Source organism: Antribacter sp. NEAU-D49, from assembly GCF_057158775.1.
Window position 1 is genome coordinate 18,121 of sequence record NZ_JBXTSN010000025.1, and the last position, 11,607, is coordinate 29,727.

9 protein-coding genes are annotated in these 11,607 nt (G+C 74.1%); 5 read left to right on the plus strand and 4 right to left on the minus strand.

All coding sequences use genetic code 11. From position 1 onward, the window contains the following. Positions 1-81 precede the first annotated feature (81 nt). The 4 genes from AC060K_RS17455 to AC060K_RS17470 all read right to left on the minus strand — a co-directional run bounded on the left by AC060K_RS17455 (position 82) and on the right by AC060K_RS17470 (position 4,960). On the minus strand, positions 82-1,113 hold the full coding sequence (locus AC060K_RS17455; protein WP_483766616.1) for a hypothetical protein: 1,032 nt from the start codon (positions 1,111-1,113) through the stop codon (positions 82-84). Positions 1,114-1,230: 117 nt separating this feature from the next. Then, on the minus strand, positions 1,231-2,772 hold the full coding sequence (locus AC060K_RS17460) for a flavin-containing monooxygenase (protein WP_483766617.1): 1,542 nt from the start codon (positions 2,770-2,772) through the stop codon (positions 1,231-1,233). Between the two features lie 131 nt (positions 2,773-2,903). After that, positions 2,904-4,466, minus strand: coding sequence for an amidohydrolase (locus tag AC060K_RS17465; RefSeq protein WP_483766618.1), 1,563 nt, complete (start codon positions 4,464-4,466; stop codon positions 2,904-2,906). 26 nt (positions 4,467-4,492) lie between these two features. After that, complete coding sequence (locus AC060K_RS17470; RefSeq protein ID WP_483766619.1) at positions 4,493-4,960, minus strand: heme-degrading domain-containing protein; 468 nt, start codon at positions 4,958-4,960, stop codon at positions 4,493-4,495. Positions 4,961-5,038: 78 nt separating this feature from the next. Between AC060K_RS17470 and AC060K_RS17475 the strand changes: the two genes are divergently transcribed. From AC060K_RS17475 to AC060K_RS17495, 5 genes are all read left to right on the plus strand, one after another. Next, complete coding sequence (locus tag AC060K_RS17475) at positions 5,039-8,326, plus strand: S41 family peptidase (protein WP_483766620.1); 3,288 nt, start codon at positions 5,039-5,041, stop codon at positions 8,324-8,326. A gap of 99 nt (positions 8,327-8,425) precedes the next feature. After that, entirely contained in the window at positions 8,426-9,169 is a 744-nt protein-coding gene (locus tag AC060K_RS17480; RefSeq protein ID WP_483766621.1) for a sigma factor-like helix-turn-helix DNA-binding protein, read from the plus strand. Positions 9,170-9,282: 113 nt separating this feature from the next. Next, entirely contained in the window at positions 9,283-10,083 is an 801-nt protein-coding gene (locus AC060K_RS17485; RefSeq protein ID WP_483766622.1) for a transporter substrate-binding domain-containing protein, read from the plus strand. 17 nt (positions 10,084-10,100) lie between these two features. Continuing rightward, positions 10,101-10,760: an amino acid ABC transporter permease gene (locus tag AC060K_RS17490; protein ID WP_483766623.1), complete on the plus strand. Its 660-nt coding sequence runs from the start codon at positions 10,101-10,103 to the stop codon at positions 10,758-10,760. Then, on the plus strand, positions 10,747-11,559 hold the full coding sequence (locus AC060K_RS17495) for an amino acid ABC transporter ATP-binding protein (protein WP_483766624.1): 813 nt from the start codon (positions 10,747-10,749) through the stop codon (positions 11,557-11,559). The genes AC060K_RS17490 and AC060K_RS17495 overlap by 14 nt, the downstream gene beginning before the upstream one ends. The last annotated feature ends 48 nt before the right edge of the window (positions 11,560-11,607 follow it).

The following is an 11,607-nucleotide window of genomic DNA, read 5'->3' on the forward strand; positions in this document are numbered from 1 at the left end:
ACGTCATCAGGTGCCGTGACCCCGGGGGAAGCGGCACCTGATGACGTTCTCGAGGCGGACCACCCGGAGCAGCGGGATGGGTCAGCGGGGGCGGGTGCCTTCCGGGGGCGGGAAGCCGGGGTATTGGACGTAGCCGCCCGGACCGCCCTGGATCGTCGGCCCGCCAGGCCGGCTCTGCGGGAGCGGCGGCCCCGCCGGGCCGCCGGGCCCAGCGGGCGCGGCGAACGGGTTGGGCGGCAGCGGCGGCGTCGGCAGGACGGGCGGACCGGCCGGCGCGGGCACCGTCGGCATCGCCGCCGTCGGGGCGTCGAGGTGGGCCTGGACGAACGATCCTTCGGGCGCCGGCACCGCGAAGCCGAGGGCGGGCTGCGGCTGTGCGGCACGGCCGCGCAGGTAGCGCACCAAGGCGCCCACTCCCGCGGCGACGACCAGCACCGCGACGATGCCGCCACGGATCACGCGGCCCCACCGCACCTCGTCCTCGTCCTCGCCGGGCCCCTGGCCGACGACGGCTCCCGCGGTCTCGCTCGACAGCGCCGACGGGCTGGGGCTCGCCGAGGCAACCGGGGACGGCGCCACCGACGCGACGACGGGCGGGGCGGCGACCGTGGGCGTGGGCTCCGCCGAGATGCTGGGCCGCGCGGACGGGCTGGCAGAGGCCGCGGGCACGTCCGGCGTCGGCTGGGCGGGCGGCGGGGGTGGAGGCGGGGGCGCGGGGGCGACGGGTTGCGGCGCCGGCGCGTACGTCACCGAGTAGCTGGTGATGCCCTTGCCCGTGCTGTGCCGCACGGTGGCCGAGGAGGCCGGGCTGCTCAGCGTGTGCACCTCCGGCCCGGCGACCCCGCGACCGCTGACGCAGTACGACACGATCTGGTAGCCGGCGGGGGCGGCAGCCGCTGCTGAGACGAGCTTGCCGTCCAGCTCGACCGACGTGTCGCCCGCCGGGCACGACCCGACCGGCGTGACGGTGTCAGCGGCTGCCGGTGAGGCCGTCCCCATCACCAGGACGGCCAGCCCGGCGGCCAGGCCCGCTGCGGTGAAGGCGGCGCGGCTTCGCCGTCGTCCCGGGCGGGGGGTGGGCTGGGGCGGGCTGGTGGGGGTGTGCCGTCGCACGCTCGTGCTCCTCGGGGTCGGTCCGTCGCGGTCAGGCCGCTGAGCACCCGCACCCTAGGACATTCCTCGCGAAGTTCCTACTGAGCGAGGTGACCCGGCATTGCCCTGGACCCGCCGCTACCGCCGGACCCGAGGGGTCCCCCGCCGCGCCTTGCGGCGCAGACGCCGGAGCACCTTGCGGTACGCGCCCGGGCGGACCGGCAGGGCCCACTGCGCCACGCGGGTGGGCCAGCCGACGCCGGTCCCGAGGTCGTGGAGGAGCTCGTCCACGTTGTGCATGGAGAACGGGATGATGTTCGTGCCGCGCGCGTGCCGCCCCTCGGTGCGCTCCTCCATCCACGTGAGCCGGCGGTCGATCGCGCCGTCCATGAGGATCGCCGGCGGGAGCCGGTACCGCCCCGTCAGCAGAGCGGCGATCCAGGCGGCGCCGACCTCCGCCGACAGGGGGCTCAGGAGCGACGAGTTGTAGCCCGCGAACGACAGCCCGGTCACCCGCGGCGGGTGGATCTGCCGGTAGAGCCGGAAGTTGCCGCGCCGGTCGGTCAGCAGCTCCTGCACGTCGTCGGGGAGGAACGGCACCTCCTGGCGGAACCCCGTGCCGCACACCACGATCTCGGCCGGGAGGATGCTCCCGTCGTCCACCTCGACGCAGGGCTCGCCGCCCTTGTCGAGCAGGCGGGCGACCGTCCGGTCGCGCAGCACCTCGATGCGGCCCTCGGCGACCCGCTCGAAGAACCCCTCGGTGACCAGCGAGACCGTGGACCGGGCGATGTTCTCGAAGGGCCCGTCGGGCACGAGGCCGAGCTCCTCGAGGCGCAGCTGCGACGTGACCACGCGCTGGACGCCGTCGAGCAGTGCGTCGCGGGCCCGTGCGGCGCGGCCGTGGATGAGCCGCTCGACACCGACCGGCTCGACGTACCGGAACAGGCCCTCGCCGAGACGCGTGAGCAACAGGTACTTGTAGTTCAGCCAGCCGCCGAGGTGGGTGGGCATCTTCCACAGGAGGCTCCGCGCCACGACCGTCGTCTTCGCGGCGACGTCGGAGACCGGCACCGCCACGTCGCACGCCGACTTGCCGTACCCGATCACCACCACCCGCTTGCCGACGGTCTCGGCGACGGTGTGGAGGTCGGTGGCGTCCACGAGACGGCCACCGGCCGCCTCGAACTCCTCGATTCCCTCGAAGTCCGGGAGGGCGGGCTCCGAGAAGATCCCGTTGGCCACCACCAGGTGATCCACGCGCTCGGTGGTCTCCCGGCCGGTGGCCACGTCGCGCGTGGTGACGTCCCAGCCCAGCGCGACCAGTCCGGCGCCGTCCGCACCGACCGGACGAGGACCGCGCACGGGCTCGGCGCGCAGCACCTCGGAACCGAGGCGCAGCACGTCCCCGAGACCGAAGCGGTCCACGTAGTTCTCGAGGTAGGCCTGGACCTGCTCGCCGGACGGCCACTCGGGATAGCGGCGCGGCATCGGGTGGTCCGAGAACGCGTAGGTGCCCTTGTCGTTCTGGGTGGTCAGCCCCGGGTACCGCCGGGTGGCGCTCCACACGCCACCCACGTCCGGGGCCTTCTCGTGCACGACCACGTCGAAGCCGTACTCGCGCAGCACCTTGGCGGTGCAGAGGCCGGCGAAGCCGGCGCCGATGATCGCGATGCGCATCGAGGGCTGCTTCCGACAGGGTCCGCCGGTCGACAAAGACCGACAGGTACCGACAAGGGGGGACAAGTGCGCTGTTGCATCCACGCTACAAGTTCCTTGTCGCCGCGTCGACCCCAGAAAGCGGTGAATACTTACAGGATGCTGTGAGTCCACTGGCCGGCGAGCAGGGTCGCCGCGACCGGGAGAGTCCGCAGCGCATCGGTCCGGGCCGCCAGGGACGCCGAGGCGTCGGCCACCGGTGACGAGATGTCGAGCACGGCCAGGTCCGCCGGCCCGCCCGCCACCGGGGTGGTCCCCCGGCCGCCGGTCGACGCCGCGAGCGCCTGCGCGAACGTCAGCGACTGCTCCGGGTGCCACGGCTCCCGCCCGTCACGGCTACGGGTGACCGCCGAGGCGATCGCGATCCACGGGTCGAGAGGCGCCACCGGGGCGTCGGAGCCCAGCACCACCCGCACGCCGGCCCGCGCGAGCGAGGCCAGCGGGAAGGTGCGGTCGGCCCGGCCCGGCCAGAGCTGCTCGGCGACGTCACGGTCGTCCATGGCGTGCTCCGGCTGGACGCTGGCCGTCACGCCCAGCTGCGCGAACCGCTCCACGTCCGACCACCGCAGGAGCTGGGCGTGCTCCACCGACCCGCGGGCACCGGACGCGGCGAACGCGTCGAGGGCGAGCGCGTTGGCGTGGTCACCGATGGCGTGGATCGCGCACTCCAGCCCGCCTGCAGCGGCACGGGACATGAGTGGCACCAGGTCGTCGGTGGGCACGTTGAGCAGGCCGTGCGCATCGGGCCCCGTCGCGCCGGCGTAGGGCTCGAAGCAGTACGCGGTCCGGGTGTTGAGCGAGCCGTCGGAGATGACCTTGAGCGGCCCCTGCGTGAGGAGCGGGCTGCCCGTGAAGGGGTCTCCCGCCCGCAGGCCCTCGGCGAGCACGGCGTCCAGGTGCTCGGGCCACACCCCCGCGCGGACGCGCAGGGCGTCCCAGCCGAGCTCCGCCCGGCGGCGCCACACCGCCAGGTTCGGCGCCACCTCGAAGTCGGTGACGCCCACGACGCCCCGCTGTGCCGCCGCCCGGGCGGCGTCGACGACCAGGGCGTCCGTGACGTCGTCGGGCACCTGGACGATGCGCGGGCTGGCCGGGATCCACTCGTCCTCGCGGAGGAGGCCGGTGGGGTGCTCGATCCCGAGGAACCGCAGGCCCGCCGTGCTCGCCCAGGCGGTGTGCAGGTCGCCCGACAGGAGCACCACGGGGGTGCTGCCTGCGACGGCGTCGAGCAGCGCGGCGGTGGGCTCGTCGGGCCAGACGGCCCAGCGGAACCCGAAGCCGACGAGCGGCTGCCCGGGCGCCGGGGCTGTGGCCGGGTCGGCGAGGCCGGCTTCGACGAGGCGCACGGCGTGGGCCGCCGACGTCGCGGCCGAGACGTCGAGGCGGCGCCGCACGAGCGCCCACTGGGTCAGGTGGGTGTGCGCGTCCCAGAGGCCGGGTACCACGAGGCGCCCGTCGAGGTCGACGCGCTCAGCCGCGCCCGCGCCGGGCGCACCCCCGCCGTGCGCACCCCCGCCGGGCGGGCCCCCGCCGGGGCCCCCGGGTCCGACCTCCCCCGCGGGGACGACGGCGGCCAGCCGGTCGCCGCGGACGTGCAGGTCGACGAGGCCGTCGGTGCCGAGGACGCGCGCGCCGGCGAGGATCAGTCCGTTCACGGCGCACACGGTAACCCGCCGCCCGTCTACCCCCGCACCGCGCGCAGCGCCTCCACCACGAGCGCGTGGTCGTCCTGCTGCGCGAGACCCGACACGGTCACGACGCCCACGATGCCGACCCCCTCGACCCGGACGGGGAAGGCGCCGCCGTGGGCCGAGTACTCCTGGAAGGGCAGCCCGTGGTCGGCGTTGAAGTCGGATCCCTTGGCCCGGGCGCGCAGTCCCACGAGGTACGACGAGGCCCCGAACCGGTACACGACCCGCACCTTGCGCTCGATCCACGAGTCGTTGTCCGGCGTGGTGCCCGGCCGCGCCGCGTGAAAGACCTGCTGGGTGCCCTTGCAGATGTCGATGGTGACGGCCAGGTCCCGCTCGGTCGCCAGCTCCATGAGCAGGCTCCCCACGCGCCAGGCGTCGTCGTGCGTGAACGAGCGCAGCACGAGCTCTCGCTCCTGTGCCTCCACCTCGGCGACGATCGTCGCGACGTCAGTCATGGGCCCATCGTCACACGCACTCCGCCGGGAGCGAATCTCCATGGTCGGCGAGCGGGCCGCGGGTCTAGCGTGGCCCGGGTGACGTCTGCCTACCTGCGCTTTCCCACCGTCCACGGCGACCAGGTCGCCTTCGTCGCCGCCGACGACCTGTGGCTCGCCCCCGTCGAGGGTGGCCGCGCCTGGCGCCTCACCGACGACCGGGTCCCCGTCCGCACCCCGCGGCTCTCTCCTGACGGCGCGCACGTCGCGTACGTGTCGTACCGCGACGGGCAGCCCGAGGTTTTCGTGGCCGACGTCGCGACGGGCACCGCCCGGCGGCTCACCTGGTGGGGCGCCTCCCGAACGATGGTCCTCGGCTGGGACGCGCAAGGCCGCGTGGTCGCGGCGAGCCACGCGGGAGCAGCGCACCCGGAGCTCACCGTCACGCGCGCGGTCGCGCTCGACGGCGCCGTCGAGACTCTCCCGTACGGCCCGGCCTGGGGCCTGGCGGTGTCCGACGACGGCGCGGTGGCCCTCGTCTCGGCGGGCTACCGCACCCCCGCCCACTGGAAGCGGTACCGGGGTGGCACGGCCACCCGGCTCTGGCTGGACCGGACCGGCGACGGCGGCTGGGAGCGGATGCTGCCCGACGACACGGCGTCCGTCGTGGACCCGATGTGGGTGGGCGGACGGCTCCTCTTCACGTCGGACCGGGCCGCCCGCTTCCCGGACCGGGCCGACGAGCAGGCCAACCTGTGGGTCTGGGACACCCCGGGCGAGGGCGAGCCGCGACAGCTCACGCACCAGGGTCCCGCCGACGGCTACGTGCGCGACGCGACCACGGACGGCACCCGCGTGGTCTGGCACAGCCGCGGCAGCCTCTGGGTCCTCGACGCGGTCGACGCGGAGCCCCGGGAGATCGACGTGACCGTCGCGGGCGTCGCGCCCCGCCCGGTCGCCGCGTCGCCCCGCCGGCACCTCACCGCCCTCGCGCCCGACCACGGCGGCGACACCAGCGTCATCGGCTGGCGCGGCACCGCCTTCCGGGTGACGCACCGGGACGGGCCGGTGCGGGCGCTCGTCGCCGACTCCGCCGTGCGCGTGCGGGAGATCGCGACGCTCGGCACCACGGGCCGCGTGGTGCTGGTCACCGACGCCGAGGGCGAGGACGCCCTGGAGCTCCACGCGGTCGACGGGTCCCAGCCGCCGCACCGGGTGGCGTCGGGCGCGCTGGGCCGGGTGCTGCACCTCGCGGCGAACCCTGCGGGCGACCGGGTCGCCACCGTCTCCCACGACGGCCGGATCAGCCTCGTCCACCTCGACGAGGGGACCGTGCGGGTTCTCGACACGTCGCTGGAGGGCGAGGCCGGGCAGCCCGTGTTCTCGCCGGACGGCCGGTACCTCCTGTGGAGCCGTCCCACGCCCGCCACGGAGGGCGAGCTGCACCAGCTCGTCATCGCCGACCTGGACGGGGACGACGCGGTCACGCCCCTGACGTCGGGCACGTTCAACGACTCCTCCCCCGCCTTCTCGGCCGACGGGAGGTACGTGGTCTTCCTCTCCGACCGTACGTTCGACCCCGAGTACGACAGCCACGAGTTCGGCCTGTCGTTCACCGGCACCACCCGGCCGTGGCTCATCCCCCTGGCGGCGACGGAGCCGGCGCCGTTCGGGCCCGCGGCCGACGGCAGGCGGTTCTCCAAGCCGCCGAAGGACGAGAAGGACTCCGGCGGCTCCCCGTCCGAGGCGGGGGCCGACGGCGGCGAGCGGCCGGCGCCGGAGGACGGCGCGGCGGACGCGGTGGTGACCCCGGACCTGGACGCCGACGGCGCGGAGGAGCGCGTGGTCCCCTTCCCGGTGGCCTCGGGCCGCTACCGCGACCTGCGCGCCGCCAAGGACGGCGTGCTCTGGGTGCACCAGGACGACGACGCCGGAGTGCTCGGCACACGCCGCGCGGGCGTCGCAGGCGAGCGGCCGGGCGACGCGCTCGAGTACTGGTCGTTCGAGACACGGAAGGTCACGCAGGTGGCCTCGGACGTCTCCGACTACGCGGTGTCCGGCGACGGCGAGCGCCTCGTGGTGCGGTCCGGCGGCACGCTGACGTCGCAGCCGGCGACGCGGGCGTCGTCGGGCGACGACGACGCCGACTCGGTGGAGATCGACCTCGGGCGCCTCCGCCACGACGTGGACCCCGTGAAGCAGTGGCGCCAGATGTTCGACGAGAACGCCCGCATCATGCGCGACCACTTCTGGCGGGCGGACATGGACGGCGTCGACTGGGCCGGGGTGACCGCCCGCTGGCGGCCGCTCGTCGAGCGCGTGACCACGAGCGACGAGTTCGAGGACGTCCTGTGGGAGACGGTGGGCGAGCTGAACACGTCGCACGCCTACGTACGGCACGCCGGGCCGCTGGGTGACGCCTCCCGGCGTCTGGGCCTCCTGGGCGCCGACCTCAGCCCCGTCGCCGACGGGTGGCGCGTCGACCAGGTCCTGCCCGGGGAGTCCACCGACCCGGACGCCCGGTCACCGCTGCGCGCCGCAGGCGTCGACGCCCGCCCGGGAGACGTGATCGTCGCGGTCGACGGGCGGTCCGTGGCCGGCGCGAGCCTCGGCCCCGCCCTGGTGGGGGCCGCCGAGCAGCCCGTGGAGCTGGTCCTGCGCCGTGAGGGTGCGGAGGACCGGCGCGTCGTCGTCGTGCCCCTGGCCGACGAGTCGGCGCTGCGCTACCAGGACTGGGTGCGGTCCCGGCGGCAGTACGTGGCCGACCGGTCGCAGGGCCGGCTCGGCTACGTGCACATCCCCGACATGACGAGCTCGGGCTGGGCACAGCTGCACCGCGACCTCCGGCACGCCGTCCGGCGCGAGGGCGTCGTCGTGGACGTGCGGTTCAACGGCGGAGGCCACACCTCACAGCTCGTCATCGCACGGCTCGCGCAGCGCGTGGTCGGCTGGGGCGTGGGGCGGCACTACGCCTCGCCGTCCACCTACCCGGACCGCGCCCCGCGCGGCCCGGTGGTGCTCGTGACCAACGAGTACGCGGGGTCGGACGGCGACATCGTGAACGCCGCCGCGCAGGCCCTCGGCGTGGGGCCGGTCGTGGGGGTACGGACCTGGGGCGGGGTGGTGGGCATCGACATGCGCTTCTCCCTCGTGGACGGCACGGCGATCACGCAGCCGCGGTACGCCACGTGGCTCGAGGGGCCCGGCTTCGGCGTCGAGAACCACGGCGTGGATCCCGACATCGAGGTGCGGCACACCCCCGCGGACTACTTCTCCGACGAGGACCCGCAGCTCGACCGTGCGATGTCCGAGGCGTTCCGGCTGCTCGACGCCTCCCCGGCGAAGCGGCCACCGGCGCTCCCCGAGCCGAAGGTGCGCCTGGGGTGAGCCCTCTCGGCGATGGGTGATTTACCGAGGGCGCGCTGGCGTAGAGGTGCCAGGAGGCCGGAGACTCAGCAGTGCACCGACCGCCGAGAAGGACCCTAAATGCCCGATGCACTGGCTCCCGCTGAGCCCCCACGCTGGGTCGACGCGTTCCCCTGGCTCCACGGGACCGCGGACCCCACCTGGGCGGTGCCGGGTGACCCCGCGGACGTGGCCCGGCTGGCCGCCGTCGCCCGCCTGGCGGTCGAGACGCAGAACGCCGTGCCGATCGGCAGGCTGTTCCCGCGCCTGGCGCCGGACCTCGAGCTGCAGGACCTGCCCCTCGCTCCGCGGCTGACGAACGTCCTGCGCCGGCACGCGCTCCGGACGGGCGCGGACCTGGACCGGATGTGCGTCGACGACCTGCTGGGCTCCATGCAGGTGGGGCCGTGGACGGTGCTCTCGATCTTCCAGACGTTCGCGGCGCTCTCGGTAACCCCGCCGCCCGCACCCGGTGCCGCGGCCGCGGCCCAGGAACCCGAGCCTGTCGCCGACCCCACAGCCCTGCTCACGGCAGCGCTCGGCTCGCTGGACGAACGGATGCGCATCATCCTCCGGCGACGCCTGCTCACCTCCGGCGACCCGGCAACCCTCCAGGACCTCGGTGCGGAGTTCGGCGTGACCCGGGAACGGGTGCGGCAGCTCGAGAAGAAGACGCTCGTCGTCCTCGCCGGGCCCCTGAGCCTGCCACCGGGCCCGGTCCGGGAGATCCTGGAGGCGTACCGCGGCCGCGGTGCGGACGTGGACGCGGTGCTCGACGCCGCGCTGGGCCTGCCGGGCGACCGTGTGACGGAGATGACGGGCTGATCTGGCGGGATTCCGTCTGGGATCGGTTACGTTGATGTGTCTCATCCACATGACCGATGCCTCGGGCCCGCCTCACCCCGGCGGGCCCGGGACGCACGAACGGAGCCTCTCGCATGACGCGCAACCGCGCCCTCGCCCTGACCGCCACGGCAGCCGCCGCCGTCCTGGCACTCACGGCCTGCTCCGGTGCGGACGACGCGACCGGTGGTGACGACGGCCTGGGCCTCGTCTCCGACGGGACGCTGACCGTCGCCACCGAGGGCACCTACCGTCCCTTCAGCTTCCACGCCGACGGCTCCGGCGACCTCACGGGCTACGACGTCGAGGTGGCCCGCGCGGTGGCCGAGAAGCTCGACCTGGAGATCGAGTTCCAGGAGACGCAGTGGGACGCGATCTTCGCCGGCCTCGACGCCGGCCGGTTCGACACGATCGCGAACCAGGTGTCGATCACGGAGGAGCGCGAGGCGAAGTACGTCTTCAGCGCGCCCTACACGGTCTCGCCGGGCGTCGTCGTGGTGCGCGAGGGCGACGACTCCATCACGAGCCTCGCCGACCTGGCCGGCAAGACCGCCGCCCAGTCGCTCACCAGCAACTGGTACGCCATGGCGGAGGAGAACGGCGCGAACGTCGAGGCGGTCGAGGGCTGGGCGCAGGCCGTCGCCCTCCTCCAGGAGGAGCGGGTCGACGCCACCATCAACGACAAGCTGACCTACCTCGACTTCGTCAAGGAGCACGGCGCCTCGGGGCTCGCCGTCGCGGTGGAGACCGAGGAGGCGTCGGAGTCGGCGTTCGTCGTCACGCCGGAGCGCGAGGCGCTGGCCGAGGCGATCGACGGTGCGCTGGCGGAGCTCCGTGAGGAGGGCGTGCTGGCCGACCTGGGCGAGCAGTTCTTCGGCGAGGACGTCTCCCAGTGACCGCGGGCAGGTAGCCCGTGGACTGGGACCTCCTCGGTGAGTCCTTCTGGCCCATCGTCATGGGTGGGCTCCGGGGGACGCTCCCGCTGGCGCTGATGTCGTTCGTGATCGGGCTCGCGATCGCGCTCGGGATCGCGCTCATGCGGATCTCCGGCAACCGTCTGCTCTCCGGCATCGGGCGCGTGTACATCTCGGTCGTCCGCGGCACGCCGCTGCTGGTGCAGCTCTTCGTCGTGTTCTACGGCCTGCCGTCGATCGGCCTGGTCGTGGACCCCTGGCCGAGTGCCGTGATCGCGTTCTCGCTGAACGTCGGCGGGTACGCGGCCGAGGTGATCCGCGCGGCGATCCTCTCCGTGCCCAAGGGGCAGTGGGAGGCGGGCTGGACCGTCGGCATGTCGCGGTCGCGCACCCTGCGCCGCATCATCCTGCCGCAGGCCGCCCGCGTGTCGGTGCCACCGCTCTCGAACACCTTCATCTCGCTGGTCAAGGACACGTCGCTGGCGTCGCTCATCCTCGTGACGGAGCTGTTCCGCGAGGCGCAGAAGATCGCCGCGTTCTCGAGCGAGTTCATGCTGCTCTACCTCGAGGCGGCGCTCGTGTACTGGCTGTTCTGCACGGTGCTCGCCGCGGGGCAGGACGTCCTGGAGAAGAGGCTGGAACGCTATGTCGCACACTGACACACCTGTGGACGGCCCTGTGGACAACGCTGTGGACGACATGGCGCCGCTCCTTGTCGCACGCGGGCTGCACAAGGCGTTCGGCGACAACCAGGTGCTGCGCGGGATCGACCTCGAGGTCTACCGCGGCCAGGTCGTCGCGCTGATCGGGCCGAGCGGGTCGGGCAAGACGACCCTGCTGCGGTCGCTCGACGCCCTCGAGATCCCGGACTCCGGCACGCTGGCGTTCGACGGCGGGCCCGCCATCGACTTCGCGCTGCCCGTGCCGCAGGCCACCCGCGCAGCCCTCCGGGACCGGTCGGCGATGGTGTTCCAGCACCACAACCTCTTTCCCCACCGGACGGTTCTGGAGAACGTCATCGAGGGCCCGGTCCAGGTGCGCCGGGTACCACGCGCGCAGGCCGTCGCCCGGGCCGAGGAGCTCCTCGCCCGGGTGGGTCTCGCGGAGAAGCGCGACGCCTACCCGCACGAGCTGTCAGGCGGGCAGCAGCAGCGCGTCGGCATCGTCCGCGCCCTGGCCCTGAGCCCGGACCTGCTGCTGTTCGACGAGCCCACGTCGGCGCTGGACCCGGAGCTCGTGGGCGAGGTGCTGTCCGTGATGAAGGAGCTCGCCGACGAGGGCTGGACCATGGTGGTGGTCACGCACGAGCTGGCGTTCGCCCGGGCGGTCGCCGACGAGGTGCTGTTCCTGGACGGCGGCGTGGTCGTGGAGCGCGGGGCCCCGGCGCAGCTCTTCACCGACCCCGCCGAGGAGCGCACCCGCCGCTTCCTGCACCGGATCCTGCACCCGCTGGACTGACCCTGGTACCGGCGGCCCGTGCAGAAATCGTAAACAACCCGTAACACT

Coding starts and splice junctions, on each gene's coding strand:
- AC060K_RS17460 (WP_483766617.1), bottom strand. CDS start 2,772: ATGCGCATCGCGATCATCGGCGCCGGCTTCGCCGGCCTCTGCACCGCC.
- AC060K_RS17470 (WP_483766619.1), bottom strand. CDS start 4,960: ATGACTGACGTCGCGACGATCGTCGCCGAGGTGGAGGCACAGGAGCGA.
- AC060K_RS17480 (WP_483766621.1), top strand. CDS start 8,426: ATGCCCGATGCACTGGCTCCCGCTGAGCCCCCACGCTGGGTCGACGCG.
- AC060K_RS17485 (WP_483766622.1), top strand. CDS start 9,283: ATGACGCGCAACCGCGCCCTCGCCCTGACCGCCACGGCAGCCGCCGCC.
- AC060K_RS17495 (WP_483766624.1), top strand. CDS start 10,747: ATGTCGCACACTGACACACCTGTGGACGGCCCTGTGGACAACGCTGTG.